The organism is Lacisediminihabitans changchengi, from assembly GCF_016634425.1.
Taxonomy (GTDB): Bacteria; Actinomycetota; Actinomycetes; order Actinomycetales; family Microbacteriaceae; genus Lacisediminihabitans; species Lacisediminihabitans changchengi.
The window spans coordinates 308,989-325,081 of record NZ_JAEPES010000002.1; the positions used below are offsets into that span (position 1 = coordinate 308,989).

Annotated in this window: 15 protein-coding genes and 1 tRNA gene; 11 read left to right on the forward strand and 5 right to left on the reverse strand. The window is 65.9% G+C overall.

All coding sequences use genetic code 11. The features are described from left to right. Positions 1-218 precede the first annotated feature (218 nt). Together IV501_RS06955 and IV501_RS06960 are read left to right on the forward strand one after the other, a co-directional pair. Positions 219-295, forward strand: a tRNA-Met gene (locus IV501_RS06955). Positions 296-659: 364 nt separating this feature from the next. Continuing rightward, positions 660-1,091 (forward strand): Hsp20/alpha crystallin family protein, encoded by a 432-nt coding sequence (locus IV501_RS06960; protein ID WP_200555724.1) that lies wholly within the window; start codon positions 660-662, stop codon positions 1,089-1,091. A gap of 417 nt (positions 1,092-1,508) precedes the next feature. Here IV501_RS06960 and IV501_RS06965 read toward each other — a convergent pair whose 3' ends face one another. Beyond that, positions 1,509-2,084: a hypothetical protein gene (locus IV501_RS06965; protein ID WP_200555725.1), complete on the reverse strand. Its 576-nt coding sequence runs from the start codon at positions 2,082-2,084 to the stop codon at positions 1,509-1,511. A gap of 123 nt (positions 2,085-2,207) precedes the next feature. On the opposite strand from IV501_RS06965, the gene IV501_RS06970 reads away from it, so the two are divergent. Beyond that, complete coding sequence (locus IV501_RS06970) at positions 2,208-3,017, forward strand: carbon-nitrogen hydrolase family protein (protein WP_200555726.1); 810 nt, start codon at positions 2,208-2,210, stop codon at positions 3,015-3,017. 42 nt (positions 3,018-3,059) lie between these two features. Here IV501_RS06970 and IV501_RS06975 read toward each other — a convergent pair whose 3' ends face one another. Beyond that, positions 3,060-3,581 carry a MarR family winged helix-turn-helix transcriptional regulator gene (locus tag IV501_RS06975; protein WP_200555727.1) on the reverse strand — a complete coding sequence of 174 codons (522 nt, stop codon included), beginning with the start codon at positions 3,579-3,581 and terminating at the stop codon, positions 3,060-3,062. Positions 3,582-3,793: 212 nt separating this feature from the next. Between IV501_RS06975 and IV501_RS06980 the strand changes: the two genes are divergently transcribed. The 3 genes from IV501_RS06980 (at position 3,794) to IV501_RS06990 (ending at position 6,387) form a co-directional block, all read left to right on the forward strand. Beyond that, the gene (locus IV501_RS06980; RefSeq protein WP_200555728.1) at positions 3,794-4,462 is read left to right on the forward strand and encodes a hypothetical protein; all 669 of its coding nucleotides are present in this window, start codon (positions 3,794-3,796) and stop codon (positions 4,460-4,462) included. A 138-nt stretch (positions 4,463-4,600) separates the two neighbouring features. Beyond that, positions 4,601-5,512 carry a S26 family signal peptidase gene (locus tag IV501_RS06985; RefSeq protein ID WP_200555729.1) on the forward strand — a complete coding sequence of 304 codons (912 nt, stop codon included), beginning with the start codon at positions 4,601-4,603 and terminating at the stop codon, positions 5,510-5,512. Next, positions 5,509-6,387 carry a LamG domain-containing protein gene (locus IV501_RS06990; protein WP_200555730.1) on the forward strand — a complete coding sequence of 293 codons (879 nt, stop codon included), beginning with the start codon at positions 5,509-5,511 and terminating at the stop codon, positions 6,385-6,387. Before IV501_RS06985 ends, IV501_RS06990 begins: the two co-directional genes overlap by 4 nt. A gap of 5 nt (positions 6,388-6,392) precedes the next feature. Here IV501_RS06990 and IV501_RS06995 read toward each other — a convergent pair whose 3' ends face one another. Continuing rightward, on the reverse strand, positions 6,393-7,583 hold the full coding sequence (locus tag IV501_RS06995) for an aminotransferase class I/II-fold pyridoxal phosphate-dependent enzyme (protein ID WP_200555731.1): 1,191 nt from the start codon (positions 7,581-7,583) through the stop codon (positions 6,393-6,395). A 193-nt stretch (positions 7,584-7,776) separates the two neighbouring features. On the opposite strand from IV501_RS06995, the gene IV501_RS07000 reads away from it, so the two are divergent. From IV501_RS07000 to IV501_RS07015, 4 genes are all read left to right on the forward strand, one after another. Then, positions 7,777-8,316: a hypothetical protein gene (locus IV501_RS07000; RefSeq protein ID WP_200555732.1), complete on the forward strand. Its 540-nt coding sequence runs from the start codon at positions 7,777-7,779 to the stop codon at positions 8,314-8,316. 104 nt (positions 8,317-8,420) lie between these two features. Then, complete coding sequence (locus IV501_RS07005) at positions 8,421-9,128, forward strand: PKD domain-containing protein (protein WP_200555733.1); 708 nt, start codon at positions 8,421-8,423, stop codon at positions 9,126-9,128. Between the two features lie 105 nt (positions 9,129-9,233). Next, positions 9,234-10,706 (forward strand): S1C family serine protease, encoded by a 1,473-nt coding sequence (locus tag IV501_RS07010; protein WP_200555734.1) that lies wholly within the window; start codon positions 9,234-9,236, stop codon positions 10,704-10,706. A gap of 137 nt (positions 10,707-10,843) precedes the next feature. Next, the gene (locus IV501_RS07015; protein WP_200555735.1) at positions 10,844-11,893 is read left to right on the forward strand and encodes a glycosyltransferase family 2 protein; all 1,050 of its coding nucleotides are present in this window, start codon (positions 10,844-10,846) and stop codon (positions 11,891-11,893) included. A 115-nt stretch (positions 11,894-12,008) separates the two neighbouring features. On the opposite strand, the gene IV501_RS07020 is transcribed toward IV501_RS07015, so the two are convergent. Further along, positions 12,009-13,493 carry a CDP-glycerol glycerophosphotransferase family protein gene (locus IV501_RS07020; RefSeq protein ID WP_200555736.1) on the reverse strand — a complete coding sequence of 495 codons (1,485 nt, stop codon included), beginning with the start codon at positions 13,491-13,493 and terminating at the stop codon, positions 12,009-12,011. Next, positions 13,490-14,728, reverse strand: coding sequence for a CDP-glycerol glycerophosphotransferase family protein (locus IV501_RS07025; protein WP_200555737.1), 1,239 nt, complete (start codon positions 14,726-14,728; stop codon positions 13,490-13,492). The genes IV501_RS07020 and IV501_RS07025 overlap by 4 nt, the downstream gene beginning before the upstream one ends. A gap of 64 nt (positions 14,729-14,792) precedes the next feature. On the opposite strand from IV501_RS07025, the gene IV501_RS07030 reads away from it, so the two are divergent. Continuing rightward, the gene (locus IV501_RS07030) at positions 14,793-16,079 is read left to right on the forward strand and encodes a CDP-glycerol glycerophosphotransferase family protein (RefSeq protein ID WP_200555738.1); all 1,287 of its coding nucleotides are present in this window, start codon (positions 14,793-14,795) and stop codon (positions 16,077-16,079) included. Positions 16,080-16,093 lie beyond the last annotated feature (14 nt).

The following is a 16,093-nucleotide window of genomic DNA, read 5'->3' on the forward strand; positions in this document are numbered from 1 at the left end:
TGCGGCTCAGTAACGTGGCTCAGTAACGCGGCTCAGTAACGCGCTTCGTAAGGTAGCTGTGCACCGCGTGTCGCCGGTTGTGCCCGTTTGTGACGGTCGTGCCTGCTCGTGCAGGCACAACCCGCACAAACGGGCACAATCCGATTAACGGGCACAGCTGCGCGCGGCGGCCCCGCGGTCAGGAGCACTCAGAACCCGTGCTAAAGTTGATCTTGTAGCGCGGGGTGGAGCAGTTCGGTAGCTCGCTGGGCTCATAACCCAGAGGTCGCAGGTTCAAATCCTGTCCCCGCAACCAAGGCCTCGGCCAAAGTTCGATACCCAGAAATCCCCTTCGAAAGAAGGGGATTTTTGCGTATCCGGATGTTTTCCCGTTGCCAATCGCCTTCGTCGTCGCGTTGAGTCGAATCAGGATCCGCCGCGCTAGATGCGTGTGAAACCAGTGGCAGCACGGTTGCTGCTGCTCCGATTGCTGCCGCGCTGAGCAAGCCATATCGGTTGGGCCTTCTCCTCGCCGAAGACTGTGATCCCATGGCGGATCTGCCCTCAAAATCTCAGGATTTTTTGAGCTTCCCCAGCTTGAACCGGCCCATTTCGTGGTGTTATTTTTTTGGTGTTGAGTCACTCGGACTCAACTCTCATCGAAGGGAGATTGATTCATTATGGCAATGTCTTACGATCCTTTTGGCGAGCTGGACCGCCTGGCGGGTTCGCTTCTGCAGAACCGCCCCGGCCCCCGTTTCATGCCAGTAGATCTGTACCGTGATGGCGACCGGTACGTTTTGAGCGCCGACCTCCCGGGCGTTGACCCCGGCTCGGTAGACATCGACGTTGACGGGCAGTTGCTGACCATCAGGGCGCAGCGCACCGCCGGGTCGGCCGACGGCGCGAAGTGGCTCGTGCAGGAGCGACCGTCTGGAAGCTACCTGCGGCAGTTCAGCCTCGGAGAGGGCTTGGACATGGAGAAGATCTCGGCCACGTACGACAACGGGGTCTTGAGTGTGATCATCCCGGTGAGCGAGAAGGCAAAGCCCCGGCGGATCCAGGTCCAGAGCAGGGACCACGCCGGGCAGAAGACACTTACCCACAGCTGATACCGCGACTCCGCGAGTGGTGGGAGTGACAATGGTGGGAGTGAGGATGCTGGCGGCAACAGAAACAGCGACAGATCTCGACCTCATCGAGCCGGCCGAAGAGCGGCTCCGTGTCCAGCAGTTGGACCAGGAGTCAGTCGATCTGGTGTTCTGGGACATCGTGAACGCCGATTGGCCCCCTGTAGTGATGACCGGCACCACCATGCCGCCGTGGGGCGGTCCACTCAGAGAGCCAGGACCAGACCGAGGCGCCGATGTTTCACACCCGAGCGGACCAGGTACGGCGGTCACTGTCTCTGAGTGTCAAAGGTCGCCACCGCATCGCGTGTGAGTGACAAGGCCAACAACCACAAAATAATGGCCCGGAGGGAACCCAGGTTCCCTCCGGGCCATTGTTCTGAAATGGCGTTTCCGAAACTACAGCCCGCAGTGGCTCGAGTGCTCGTCACGATTGTGGTCGATGCCGTCGTCGAAGCGGTCGTCGGTGAGTCGCTGATGACCGCTGCGCTGGCGCACGTCGTGCAGCGTGGTCACGCCGAGGCAGGGGATCGCGAGCAGGTCGCCCCCTGCCAGATCCGACGGGAGTTCGACGGCGAGCAGCGAGGTGCCGCTCGGTTGCAGCACCACGGCTCGCGCGTGGGCGGTCGAGCACCGCCCGATTATGCGGGCCTCGGTGACGAGGGGGCGGCATCCGTCGAGTTCCGCGTCGAGCCAGGCCTCGAGGCCGCCGTCAGCGCGCTGCTGCACCGCCGTGACGCGGGTCACCAGCACCGACGCCAGGTCGCTCTCGGAGCGCCGACCGTGGGTGCCCGGGATGACGGCGGCCGCCGTATGCACACACGGCGTGTCGCACCACTCGGCCAACCGCACGAGCGAGACGCCAGCGACGGTGATGTCGGTCGGACTGGCGGCGGTGAACTCGGGCCAACGATCGACGACGACGGGATCGGCGATCGAGCGCCGAAGGGACGGGATGATGTGGGTGAGCGTCAACGGACGCTCGCTAGATCTGCAATCACCCTCAGAGAATCGCTCCATCGGCGCCTCGGTCTCAGAATCCTGACGCGATCCTGACGGCCGCATCCGCCATCCTGACGAGGCCCGTAGGCTGGCGCCATGGCTCTCGACCCCACCGTCGGCATCGCCGTCGCCCAATTCGCTCCCGACGACGACCAGGACGCGAACCTCGTGCGCATCCGTGATCTGGCGACGCTGGCGGTGGAACGCGGCGCCTCACTCGTCGTCTTCCCCGAGTACTCGTCGTTCTTCACCCTGCAGCTGGGCGAGCACACCGTCGCCGCCGCCCAGCCTCTCGACGGCGACTTCGTCTCGGGTCTCGAGGTGATCGCCAAGGTTCTCGGCGTGCACATCGTCGCGGGCATGCTCGAGATCGCTCCGGAGGGCCGCGCCTACAACACCCTGGTCGCGCTCGATCCGCATGGCGCTCTCGTTGCGACCTATCGCAAGCTGCACCTCTACGACGCCTTCGGCCAGCGCGAGAGCGACTGGATCGCCCCCGGCGAGATCGCCGAGCCGCAGACTTTCGCCGTCGGCGACCTCGCCGTGGGCCTGCAGACGTGTTACGACCTGCGCTTTCCCGAGGTCACCCGGCGGCTCGTCGATGCCGGCGCCGACCTGGTGCTGGTGCCGAGCGAGTGGGTGCGCGGGCCGCTCAAAGAGCAGCACTGGCGCACGCTGGTCACTGCTCGCGCGCTAGAGAACACCATCTACGTCGCCGCGGCAGATCAGGCACCACCGGTCGGCGCGGGCAACAGCATGATCGTCGACCCGATGGGGGTCGAGCTCGTCACCATAGGCGAGGAGACGGATGTCGCCGTCGCCCGCTTCTCCGCCGCCCGGGTAGCCCGCGTGCGGGTGACAAACCCCGCGCTCGCCCTGCGTCGCTTCGGAGTTTCGCCACTGTAGCCGCGGGCTCAGCTTCGGAACGGGCTCAGCTTCGGAACGGGCTCAGCTTCGGAACGGGGGAGTGCCGACCTTCTGCGCAGCGTCGTTCACTGCAGTGGCCAGTTCGGTGAGGATCTGCACGATCTTCTTGGAGGAGGTGCCGGTGGAGGCGAGCACGGCGGCGGCTACCGCGTCGTAGTAGGTGTCCTGCACCCATTCGACCACCTGCAGGCCGGCAGGGGAGAGGCGCAGCAGCAGGCTGCGGCGGTCGTTCGGGTTCGGCCTGCGCTCGATCAGGTTGGCGGATTCGAGTCGATCGATCATCGCGGTGACGGCGCCCGTGGTCATATCGAGAGCCTGCGCGAGCTGCTTCGGGGTGAGCTCCACTGCGCGACCGACCCGCATCACCGCACTGTATTCAGAGTCGCTGAGACCGACCGCACTGGCGAATCGGTGACGCATGTCGCGGTGGCCGGCATCGACCTCGGTCAGGGCTGCGGCAAGAGCGCGCACCTGATCGTCCCCGGTGACGGAGCGCGAGGGCACGGCGGCGAGCGGCGGATCGCTGAGGGATGCGGCGGTCATGGGGTCTGCTGTCTGTTGGGTAGGGCACTGCGTCAAGGAGTAGCTCCAGCGTATGGCGAATGCCGGAGCGGAGAGGGATTCGGATGCCCCCCAGTACTGGGGTAGTTACTTCGCTACCGCGTAATAAAACGATCAAGTAGTTTGATGAGCAAGTAATAAATTACTTCATCAACTCGATGACACAAACCACTCTAACCCGGGGGTCCACCGCTATGTCCGCTCACTCCAGTACCGTCAAGTCCGCTCGTCGCCGTTTCGTCCCGCTGGCCATCGCCACCGGCGTCATCGGTGCAGCACTGCTCGCCACATCGATGTCGGGAACGCTCTCCGGTTTCGCCGCCAGCATCACGAACAGCAACAACACGGCGGCGACCGGCGCCCTCGTCATGCAGGAGCAGTCGAGCGACGCCACGCCGATCACCTGCCTCAGCACCGACGGCGGTTCGATCTCGACCAACACCGCGACCTGCTCGACCATCAACAAGTTCGGCGGATCGACCACCATGGTTCCCGGCCAGACGGTCACCACCGCAATCTCCATCAAGAACGTCGGTTCTGTTGCCGCCAGCACCTTCACGCTCACCCCGGGCGCCACCTGCGCCCAGGCCGCGAACGGTTCGCTCAACGGCACCGCCGCCGACCTCTGCGCCAAGCTCAACGTCGTCATCAAGTCGGGTACGGCCACCGTCTTCACCGGTACCGCTGCAACCCTTGCCGGCGCTGTCGCCGGCTCTGGCGCTAACGCGATCGCGATGCCCGCCGCCCCCGCCGCCGGCGTCAGCGTGCCCTTCACCATCGCGGTCACGCTCGCTCTGGCCGCCGGCAACACCTACCAGGGCCTCTCGGCTTCGCTGCCCCTCACCTGGACCTTCGCCAGCTAATTCGCGAAGCATCGCGGCCTCGGTCGGCTCCGTCCTGAGACGGATCCGGCCGAGGTACCAGGTAACACCCGCACCACCACCCGAATAACCCGAATCACCCGAACAGCTCACGTTCCGAATCCCCCAGGAGCACCCATCATGATGACGACCGCCTCCCTCACCCGTGAGTGGACCGTGCCGCAGGGCCGCCACTCTGCCCGTCGGCAGCTGCGCATCCGTTCCCTCATCACCTGGGCGCTCTCGGGCCTCGCCATCCTGCTCGTCGCCCTCGCGCTGGCTTTTCTCGCCACCGGTGGTCGCTGGTTCATCGTGCAGACCCCTTCCATGGGCGAGGTTGCACCGGTCGGAACCCTCATTCTGGATGCGCCGACCACCGCACAGCACGTGGCCGTCGGCGACATCGTCACCTTCCACCCGCCGACCAACCCGAGCCAGGTGTACACCCACCGCGTGGTATCCATCGCGGCCGACGGCGCACTCAGCACTAAGGGCGACGTCAACGGCGCGATCGACCCGTGGAGCCTGAGCGACAAAGACCTCATCGGCAAGACCTTCGCGGTGCTCCCGGTGTTCGGCTGGGTGATACGGGCGGTTCCCTTCGTCGCGGCCGGCTTCGTCGTCTCGTGGTTGCTCTCCTTCGCCTTCCGCTCGCCGTCGGCTCGATCGGCCGTGCGCGTGATCGGCCTGTCGGTCACCACCGCAGTCACCGCCTTTGTGCTCCACCCCTTCGTCGGGGTGGTGGTCGAGACCAGTCGCCTCACGGCAAAGGGCGCCGAAGCCACGCTGGTCTCCACCGGCATCCTGCCGATCACCGTCAGCGCGGTCGGTGGCGGCCACGTCTCGCTTGCGAGCGGTCAGCTCGGCAAGCTCAGCATCCCGACCATGGCCGTGAACGGTCACTATGCGCTGTCATCGGCGCTCGATCTTCCTTTGATCGGCTGGATCGTCTTCGGCCTGGTCTGCTCCACTCCATTGCTCTGGTGCCTTATCGTCGGTTTGCCGCCGAAAACCGAGTCGGTCGATGAGGCCGAGGGGATTGCCGCACAGTGAGTTTCTCGGCCACCGTCCGCAGCCGTTTCCGGTCGAAGCGGTTCGTCGCCGTCGCCATCGCAACCGCGGCGATCGTCGCGCTGTGTGTGACTGCGCAGTTGGTGCCGTCCACCTCGGCAGGGTTCAGCGCGAAGGTCGCTGGCGCGGGTCAAGCGGGAACCGCCCGCGACTTCAGCTGCGCCGACTCGATCACCTCCGAGAAGGCGAGCGCGTTGTTCGCCTATCCGCTGAATGACACCACCGGCACAGCGGTTGCCGACACCAGCGGTAATGCGCGCACCGGCACGCTGTACGGCCCACGCAGCACCTCGAGCGACAAGCCGTGCCCGAGGGATACCGGGGTATCGGCCATCTTCAACGGCACGACTAACTGGATCTCCACGCCGTACAAGTTCGCCGCGGCCCCCAACGTCTTCAGCCTCGAGGCGTGGATCAAGACCACGGTGAAGGGCGGCAAGGTCATCGGCTTCGGCACAGCGCAGACCAGTATCTCGTCGCAGTTCGACCGCCACATCTATATCAACACCTCGGGCCAGGCGGTATTCGGTGTCTACAACAACGGCACCCAGGTGATCACGAGCGCGGCGAGCGTTGCCGATGGCAACTGGCATCACGTGGTCGCAACGCTATCTACCGCTGGCATGTACCTCTACGTCGACGGGGCACAGGTCGCCAGCAATCCGTCGATGACCGCCGGTGAGCCGACCTCCGGCTGGTGGCACGTCGGATACGACAGCCTCTCCAACTGGCCGAACGCCGCCGCGAACTACTACTTCACCGGCAGCATGCGCTACGTCGCGGTCTACACCGCGGCACTCACGGCCGATCAGGTGAAGGCGCACTACATCTCGGGCATCGCCCCGGCCACCACGTAGTACCTCTACAGGGAGGCGAGTTGAGCGGATGCCCGCTCAAGCACCTCGACCCGCTTACAGAAGGCGAATCGCACGAGCGAGGCGTACTCGCCCTTGTTCTCGTCCGAGACGAAGGCACTGATCGGCACCGCGACGACCCCGGCCAGGTCGGGGAGCTGACGGCAGAACGCCGCAGCGTCCGAGAAGCCGAGAGCCGCGGCATCCGCCACCACGAAGTAGGAGCCGCGCGGCTCGCTGACCGTGAAGCCAGCCGCGCGCAGGCCCGCCGAGAGCACGTCACGCTTGTGGGCAAGGTCGAGGGCGATCCCGCGGAAATAGCTGTCGGGCAGCTCGAGCCCTGCGGCGATCGCGGGCTGGAATGGTGCGCCGCCAACGAAGGTGAGGAATTGCTTGACCGCGAGGATGGCCTGCAGGATCTGCTGTGGTGCGGTGAGCCAGCCGATCTTCCACCCGGTCGTGTTAAACGTCTTGCCGCCGCTGGAGATGGTTACGGTGCGATCGAGGGCTCCCGGCAGGCTCGCTATCGGGGTGTGGGAAACGCCGAAGGTGAGATGTTCGTACACCTCGTCGGAGACGATGATCGCGTCGTGCCGGTGTGCCAGCTCGACGATCAGCGCCAGCGTTTCCCGGCTGAGAACCGTGCCGGTCGGGTTGTGCGGGTTGTTGATCAGGATGAGGCGGGTGCGGTCGGTAACCGAACGGCGCAGCTCATCGAGGTCGGGCTGGAAGTCGGGTGCGCGCAAGGCGACGGTGCGATGCTCGGCGCCGGAGAGGGCGATCATCGCCGCGTACGAGTCGTAGAACGGTTCGAATGTGACGACCTCGTCGCCCTGATCGGTCAGCGCCAGGATGGTCGCGGCCAATGCCTCGGTGGCGCCGACGGTGACCAGCACCTCTGTATCGGGATCGGGCGTCAGCCCGTAGAAGCGCGCCTGGTGCGAGGCGATGGCCTCGCGGAGCACCGGCATCCCGATGCCCGGCGGATACTGGTTGAGGCCGGCGTCGATGGCGCGCTTGGCTGCATCGAGCACCTCGACCGGTCCGTCTTCGTCAGGAAAGCCCTGGCCTAGGTTGATCGCGCCGGTCTTTACCGCGAGCGCAGACATCTCCGCAAAAATCGTCGGACTGAGCGCACCATCGGAACCGAGCAGCATCGCCCCGCGAGCCGCCCGCTGCCAAGATCCGGACACCCTCATGCGCGCTGCTCCATCCGTTCAACTTACCGGCTGCCGGTCTTCCGGCCTTCGGTCGCTGAGCTTCTCTTTCGGTCGCTGAGCTTGTCGAAGGGCGCGATCTCCTCTCCTCCACGGGGGCGGATGTCGCGGCTCGGGCAGCTGACCTGTGGATAGATCTGGCCCCCGGACGCCGCAGTGCCCTACCGTTCTGTGCATGCGCAGAACCGCCGCCGTCATCGCGCTGCTGATCGTGCCAGCCCTGGTGCTCAGCGGCTGCACACCGTCGCCACCGCAGAGTCACTCGGATCCGAAGCCGAGCAGCACGCCGCTGTTCGCAAGCGAGGAAGAGGCATTGAAGGCCGCGACGGAGGCGTACGCGGCGTACCTGAAGGTGTCGGACTCAATCACCGCCGATGCCGGTATGAGACCTGAACGAATCGAGCCACTTGTAAGCAAATCGCTTTTGAAGGATGAGTTGACCGGTTTCCTGATATATAGCGAAAAAAAATTGCATACCCAGGGCGAGACCGCTTTCTTCGGCTCATCGCTTGAGCGTTATGATGCCGATTCCGTAGCTGTATATGCATGCGTAGATTTTTCGGCACAACAGCTGATCGACTCTGCGGGACTCGATGTCACGCCGATTAGTCGAGTGAATGTCCAGGCGTTCGAACTGAGCTTCGTGCGAGCGAGCGATTCGGCTTCACTACTTTTAGACGGGAGCGAGCCGTGGGCCGGACCCGGAATTTGCTGATAGCCGGGACGGTAGCGGGCGTGATCGGAGTGCTGATCGGGCCGGCGGGACTAGCGTTTGCGGACTGTACGAGAGCGCAATATTCCGCTGGCCTTTGCCCATCAGTGTCCGGCAGCGTCGGCAACGGCGGCGTCGACCTCTCCGGAACTCAAAACGGTTCCGGGCCCGGTTCGGGGTCAGGAAACGCAGGCAGTGGAAACACGGGTGCCGGCTCGGGCAACTCCGGCAACGGCGCAGGCGGTGGCCCGGGATCCGGCACCATCCCCAAACCCCCGCCGCCTCCGCGTGACGGCTATACGGTGACGATGCCCGGCGAGGAGCTGCCGACCGCTGTCACTCTCGCCGACATCCGAAGCTTCGTGCCGCACGCGGCCGTCGCCCGCATGGAGCCCAACGGCTGGATGGTGATCGGGCTGCACACCAACTTTTATGCGGTCGGCTCGCAGCACATCGTCGACGGCGAGTTGCTGGGGCGGCCGGCATCCGTTCGCTTCACCCCCAGCGCCTACCACTGGGCGTACGGCGACGGATCGACGGCGAACCTCTCCACGAAAGGCTCGACCTGGGCGGCTCAGCGAATAGCGGAGTTCGACCCCACCCCGACCAGTCATATCTTTCGTGCCGCCGGCACCTACACGATCACCCTCACGGTCGACGTAGGGGCCGAGTATCGCTTCGATGGGGGAGGCTGGATCCCGATTGCCGGAACCCTGCCCGTAGCGGCGAATCAGCTGGTCGCCACCGCTGGTCGAGCAGACACCGTGCTGGTCGGGCGGGACTGTCTCGCACACCCCTCCGGCCCCGGTTGTTGACCGCGGGAACGCGCTAAGAAAAAGCGAGGCACGCTTACAGCCTGCGCTTATAAAACGTTCAGGTTGGCACGAGAAGCTTGCTCCGCTTGGAAGGAGCACCCCCTCATGACTGAGAACACCCAGGATCACATTCCCGGCCCAGACGAGTCCCCCATCGACTCGACCGCCGCCGCGAACACCGAGCACACCGACGCAGCAGAGACGGCACCCACAGAAGCCGCCGCGACCGAGAACCTCGCAGCCACCACTCCTCTTTCGGGCACCGCAGCCCCCGCAGCCGAGACGCAGCCGCTCGCCGGGCAGAGTGAGCCTTCCGCCGGAGTCGTTCCCCCGGCCTTCCAGAAGCGCTCCAGTCGTGTCACCCTCGTGGCGGCGCTCGCTGCGGCCGCGCTGATCGGTGGCGTCGTCGGCGGAGGCATCTCCGCCATCGCCGTCTCGTCGAACCAGAGCAATTCGTCGACCGCGACGAACTCGCCGACGGCACAGAACATCACGGTGAACGACACGAAGAGCGTCAACGTCGTGACCGCCGTTGCCGCCAAGGTCGAGCCCTCGGTCGTGACCATTTCCGTCACCGGCGGCTCCGAGGCGGGCACCGGGTCGGGAGTCATCCTCAGCAACGACGGCTACGTGCTCACCAACACCCACGTCGTCACCCTCGACGGGGAGACCGCATCCGGCAAGATCCAGGTCACGACGTCCGACGGTCGCATCTACGACGCCACCGTCGTGGGCACCGACCCGATCGTCGACCTCGCCGTCATCAAGCTGAAGGATGCATCGGGCCTTCAGCCGGCATCCTTCGCCAACTCGAGCAAGCTCAACGTCGGTGAGACCGCCATCGCGATCGGTGCGCCGCTCGGCCTCTCCAACACCGTCACCGACGGAATCGTGAGCTCGCTCAACCGCAGCATCACCATCGCCTCTTCCGCCGTTCCGGACTCGTCGTCCAGCGACAGCTCCGATGGCGGGCAGGGCAACGGCAACGGCCAGGGCGGCAGCAGCCCGTTCGACTTCTGGCAGTTCAACAACGGCCAGGGCCAGACGCAGCAGCAGTCGGCGGCCACCGCCACGATCTCCCTCCCCGTCATCCAGACGGATGCCGCGATCAACCCGGGTAACTCCGGTGGCGCGCTCCTCAACTCCGACGGCAAGGTGATCGGCATCAACGTGGCGATCGCCAGCGCCGGTGACAGCTCCTCCACCGGCTCGCAGGCCGGCAGCATCGGTGTCGGATTCGCCATCCCGTCGAACCTCGCCGAGCGCGTCGCTAACGAGATCATCAAAGACGGCAAGGCAACTCACGGCCTGCTCGGAGCCGGCGTCGCCGACGCCACCAGCACGGCCGGGAGCACCACCGGCGCCCTGATCAAGTCGGTGACCGCGGGCGGCGCGGCAGCCGATGCAGGCATCAAGGAGGGCGACGTCATCACGCAGTTCAACGGCGTGAAGATCACCGGCGCCACCGACCTCACCGCGCAGGTGCGCTTCCTCGCCGCCGGCTCGTCCACCTCGCTGACCTACGTCCGCGACGGCAAGAGCAGCACCGTCGACGTCACGGTCGGCGCACTCAAGTAGTACCCGCTCCCTCCACGCGGCAAGAGGCACGGACCCCCATGGGTTCGTGCCTCTTTCGCGTCTCCCTGGTGACTCGGGGCGGTCCGATGACGGCTGGTAGGCTCGATCGACCGACCCCGAGAACCGTATTGGACGCTATGGCGCAGCAGGCATCATCCCTTCCGGGTGTGTCGTATGTGATCCCCGTTCTCAACGAGGCGGCGTACATCGAGACCGCAGTGCGGTCTGTGCTCGGCCAGGACTGGGTCGGCGAAAAGGAGCTGATTCTTGCGCTCGGTCCCTCCACCGATGCGACGGATGCCGTGGTCGAGAAACTGGCGAAGGAGGACGCCCGCATTGTGGTCGTCCGCAACCCGGCGACGGACATCCCGGTCGGATTGAATCTGGCCATCCGCGCCAGCCGCTTTCCGATCGTCGTGCGGGTAGACGCCCACTCGGAACTGGAGCCCAATTACACCGAGCGGGCGATCGCCGACCTCGAACGTACCGGGGCCGCCAACGTCGGGGGAGTCATGAAGGCCCGCGGGCGCACGCCGTTCCAATCCGCGGTCGCCCGTGCCTACAACAGCCGCTTCGGGCTCGGTGGGGGGAGTTACCACGGTGGCGCCGAGGAGGGCCCGGCGGAGTCGGCGTACCTGGGTGTCTTTCGCCGGGAGGTGCTCGACGAGGTCGATCTCTTCGATGAGACCATCCGCCGCGGCGAGGACTGGGAGCTCAACCTGCGCATCCGCGCGGCGGGCCACTCGGTGTGGTTCGACCCCACCCTCGAAGTGACCTACTGGCCTCGGGAGAGCTGGACCAAGCTGGTGCGGCAGTTTTCCGCCACTGGAACGTGGCGTGGAGAGCTCGTGCGCCGCTATCGCGGGCGCAACCCCTGGCGTTTTTTCGCGCCCCCGGTGTTGGTTCTGGCGTTAGCCCTCTGCCTGGTGCTCGCGCTACTGCAGCTCACCGGCGTGGTTCGCGGCTGGCCGAGCATCGTGCTGTCGCTGCTCTATCTCGCGCCCGCGCTCTACCTGGCCGCGCTCACCCTCATCAGTTTCGGCCGCAGCGGGGGAACGCGCTGGCGTGACCGCTGGCGATTCTTCTACGTGCTGCCCACGATGCACCTCAGTTGGGGTGCCGGATTTATCGGCGGGTTGCTGCGAGGGGCGCGCGACACCGTCGACACCTCCCGCACCGGCATCTGAGCACCTCGAGCGGGTTTCGATACGGCTGCTCGCGCGGGCGCTCGCGGCCTACTCAACCAGCGAACAGCGTCAGCCTCAACCGGCGAACGGCGTCAGCCTCAACCAGCGATCGGCGTCAGCCGACGATGCCCTCGGCGACCAGCCTGGCCACGACGCGATCCGCGGCGTGACCGTCGTCGCGGGGGTTGAATCGTGCTTGCCAGGCCGCGTATCGCTCGCGGAACTCGGGAGGGACATCCGCGGTCTCCCGTACCCGACGGGCGAGCTCCGTCGCGTCGGCGATGACCGGACCGGGCGCGACCGGTAGCAGATCGAAATAAAACCCTCGAAGCGTGCTCCGGTAGTGCTCGAGGTCGGGGGTGAAGAAGAAGATCGGCTTTCCGGTCACCGTGAAGTCGAACATGACCGACGAGTAGTCCGTGATGAGAGCGTCGGCGACAAGGAAGAGCTCGGAGACATCCGGATAGCCGGTCACGTCGATCACCCCCGTCGCGCGCACGTCCTCGCCGGGCAGCAGCGTGCGGGAGTGACCTCGAATCAGCGTGACGTAGTCCGGTCCGAGTTCGCGGGCGAACGCAGCCACGTCGAGGTGGTCGACCTGATCGGGGTGGTCGTCGCGCCAGGTCGGCGCGTACAGCAGCACCTTCGTGTCGTTCGGGATGCCGAGCCGGTCACGCACCGTCGCCGCATCTCCGGTTAGCAGCACGTCATCGCGGGGATAACCGACCTCCCAGACCGGACCGAGAAAGGCATACGCCTTGCGGAATATGCGGCGGCTGTAGTCATTCTGGGCGAGGAGGATGTCCCAGCGTCGACTCTCCAGAATCGTCGCGATGGTCGTGCGCAGGCCGACGCGCCCGCGGCTGAGCGCGAGTTTTTTCAACATGGTGCCGTGCCAGGTCTGCAACACCGTCTGGTGCTTCCGTTTGCGATAGCGTTTGCGCAGCCAATCGTTGACCACCAGCAGCCGGGCAGAGCCGCGGATACGCCACCATTCCGCGCTCCCCTCGACCAGGGCGATCGCCCCGTCTGGCACCGTCACCGACGCATCGGCGACACTCCAATAGCGTTGGATGTCCGGGCGTTGCAGAGCGAACGAGCGGTCGATGGCGAGGGGGTTGCACGACGCGTTGCGGCCGAAGAAACTCTCGAAGAAGACCGCATCGATCGGGGCGTAGTCGGTGGCGCGGTAGTCGGCTTCGAGCGATGCCTGCTGCAGTCGGCCGCGTTCGCGATCGGTGAGCGGCGCGGCGAAGTCGACGGTGAGGGAGCCGTCGTCGTGGCCGAAGCTGATTCGCGTGACGCCCTCGATGAGCTGCGACGCGGGGAGGTCGGCAGCGAGCTCGACAGCGTCCACAACACCGCCCACAGCACCGCCCAGGGTGTAGCGGCCCGAGCGCGGGGGCATCGGCGCGCTCTTCCAGTGCGCGCTGAGAAGGGGAATCGTTGCCGACCAGCGGTCACCCGCGTCGGTCACGGCGCCCACCAACTGCTGACGGGTGCCCGCGAGGGTCAGATGCTGCGGTGCCGTCCCCGGCCCGCCGAGCAGGATGGCGGGGGATGGCTCGGTCTGGACGCCGAGGGTGTCGATGGTGGTCATCCGTTGCCCTCCCTTCGCGTGCTCAGCCGGATCGCCTCGAACACTCTCGCAGTGTTTTCCCCGTCGTGGAACTCGAAATGCCGTGCGGCGATCTCGGCCGTGTGCGCGAGCACGTCGGCGGCCCAGTCTGCATCGGCGGCGAACCGCTCCAGCTGACCGAGCAGAGCCGTCCAGGAGCGCACCTCTCGGCCTCCGCTGTACCGGCGGTACGGCTCATAGAGTCCGCGGGAGGTCGTGTACGTCTCCTGGTCGGGCGCGAAATAGAAGATCGGCCCGCCGGTCAGCGAGTAGTCGAAGGCGATCGAGGAGTAGTCGGTAATGAGGGTGTCGAAGGCCGGGAGCAGCGGGGTGATGTCGGTCTGCAACTCGGCGCCGAGCATCCGTACCCGAGGCGACGCCAGAGGCCCGGCCGCGTAATCGCCGACCCCGAGGTGATGCGGACGCACCACCAGCAGCGCATCGCTCGCATCGAGGAAGCCCACGATCGACTGCCATTCGGCGGCGGTCGGCGCGCCGGGATCGGGTTCACCGTCGCGCCAGGTCGGGGCGAACAAGACAGTGCGCTGTCCGTGATCCGCAACGCCGAGCCGGCTGAACAGCTCGTCGCGCGCCGGGGTAGGGCGTGCGAGCACGTCATCGCGTGGATCTCCGGTGACGACGACTCGGGATTCCGGGAGGCCGAACGCGGTGCGCAGTCGTTGGGCGGAGAGCTCTGACGCGGCCGGCATCAGGCTGATTCCCGCGAATCCTCGGCGGTAGAAGCGCCGAAGGGGGCCACGTAGCCGCCCCGCGCCCGGGATTCCGAGGCTCAGGGTCGCGGGCGAATCCAGCTGGATCAGCTTGAGCGGGATGCCGTGCCAGAGCTGAACGACGAAGGCTCCGCGGGTGCCGTAACGGTTGGCATCACCGAAACCGTGCGTCACGACGATGACCTCGGCCCGCAGGGTCGCCAGCAACCCGCGCGCAGAGGTTTTTACGACCGACCGGATGCCGAGCCCCGCGGCTACGGCGACATCCGTCTCGTCTTTCGCGAGCCAGATTGCGCGAATAGACGGATGTTCGGCACGCACGTAGCGGAACAGTTCGAGTGCCCCCTCGCCGATGCCGGGGCCGGAGCCGAAGACCCAGGCGTCGAGGCGACGCGGGACTACCGCGGCGGCAATGGCCCCCAGCGCGTAGAGCGGGAGGGCCAGCAATTTTCGCGCGTTACCGGCAGAAAAGGTGAACCGGGGCACGATTGGAGCCTAGCAGCGCCCTCCTTCGCAGGAGCGGCGAGGGCCGCGCTGCTTTAATCGGTGGATGCCCCTTCTGAACGACGCTAGAACCGCGATCAAACTCGCGCGCAATCTCTACACCTCGCGTCAGAATCGCAAGCGGGTCGCCGTTCGCGTGGACGAGCAGCCCCCTCTGCCGGCGAAAAGTGTGAAGATCGCCGTCTATTTCGCCGACACCAAGGTGAACCTCTATCAGATTCGTCAATGGTACGAGCCCTTGGCCGAACTCGCGAAGACCCATTCGGTTGCCATCATCGCCCGGTCACCCGGCACGGCGCTGGCCCTGATGGACGAGTCGCCGGTGCCGGTGGTGTATCTGCGGAAGATCGTGGAGTTGGAGGATTTCGTCGCGGCTCAGGACATCCGCATCGTCTTCTATGTCAATCAGAACGCCAAGAACTTTCAGATGTTCCGGTACGGCCGCATGTGGCACGTTTTCATCAACCACGGTGAAAGCGACAAGATGTACATGACCACGAACCAGTTCAAGGCCTACGACTTCAGCCTCATCGCGGGCGAGGCGGCGCGCGACCGCCTTCGCCGCAAACTCTGGGACTTCGATCTCGACCGGCGCACGATCATGATCGGGCGCCCACAGACCGACCACCTCGCCGGCGCTCTGCCGTGGACGCCGGATGAGCGGATGGTGGTGCTCTACTCGCCGACCTGGGAGGGTGATCGGGGGGCCGCGGCCTACGGATCGGTGCCGACCCACGGCGAGGCGTTGGTGGGATCCTTGCTCTCCACCGGGCGGCACCGCGTGATCTACCGCCCCCATCCACGCACCGGGGTGATCGATCCTGCGACACGCACGGCCAACCGGAACATCATCGCCTCAATCGCGGCTGCCAACGCGGCCGATCCCCAGGCCCGGCACCTCTACGACGACGGCGGCCAGCTCGGCTGGCAAGTGGCGGCGGCGGATGTCGCGATCACCGACGTCTCCGCGATGGTCTACGACCGACTGGCCACGGGTAAACCGCTCATCGTCACCCGACCGGTCTCGCCGGACGCCGACATCGACGAAGACGGCTATCTCGGTCAGGCGGACTGGCTCTACGCCGACACCGCGGGCGATATCGTCACCCTCGCCGACCGGGTGCTCGTCGACGAAGAAGCACAGAGCCGCCTGCGTTATTGGGTCGAACGGCACTTCGGAGATACGACACCGGGAGCATCGACCCGTCGCTTCCACGCCGCCGTCGATCAGCTGCTCGCCGAATGGGATCGCAACGCGGAACTGCACGCCAACGACGTCGACGAGGCGGAGGTCGACCCCTTCGAGTCCGACTCGGACGACGACGAAGACTAGGCGCGCGCTCGCGA

Bases quoted from the DNA above. Each gene is read 5' to 3' on its own strand.
- IV501_RS06960 (WP_200555724.1), top strand. From the start codon at position 660: ATGGCAATGTCTTACGATCCTTTTGGCGAGCTGGACCGCCTGGCGGGT.
- IV501_RS06970 (WP_200555726.1), top strand. From the start codon at position 2,208: ATGGCTCTCGACCCCACCGTCGGCATCGCCGTCGCCCAATTCGCTCCC.
- IV501_RS06975 (WP_200555727.1), bottom strand. From the start codon at position 3,581: ATGACCGCCGCATCCCTCAGCGATCCGCCGCTCGCCGCCGTGCCCTCG.
- IV501_RS06980 (WP_200555728.1), top strand. From the start codon at position 3,794: ATGTCCGCTCACTCCAGTACCGTCAAGTCCGCTCGTCGCCGTTTCGTC.
- IV501_RS06985 (WP_200555729.1), top strand. From the start codon at position 4,601: ATGATGACGACCGCCTCCCTCACCCGTGAGTGGACCGTGCCGCAGGGC.
- IV501_RS06995 (WP_200555731.1), bottom strand. From the start codon at position 7,583: ATGAGGGTGTCCGGATCTTGGCAGCGGGCGGCTCGCGGGGCGATGCTG.
- IV501_RS07000 (WP_200555732.1), top strand. From the start codon at position 7,777: ATGCGCAGAACCGCCGCCGTCATCGCGCTGCTGATCGTGCCAGCCCTG.
- IV501_RS07010 (WP_200555734.1), top strand. From the start codon at position 9,234: ATGACTGAGAACACCCAGGATCACATTCCCGGCCCAGACGAGTCCCCC.
- IV501_RS07015 (WP_200555735.1), top strand. From the start codon at position 10,844: ATGGCGCAGCAGGCATCATCCCTTCCGGGTGTGTCGTATGTGATCCCC.
- IV501_RS07020 (WP_200555736.1), bottom strand. From the start codon at position 13,493: ATGACCACCATCGACACCCTCGGCGTCCAGACCGAGCCATCCCCCGCC.
- IV501_RS07030 (WP_200555738.1), top strand. From the start codon at position 14,793: ATGCCCCTTCTGAACGACGCTAGAACCGCGATCAAACTCGCGCGCAAT.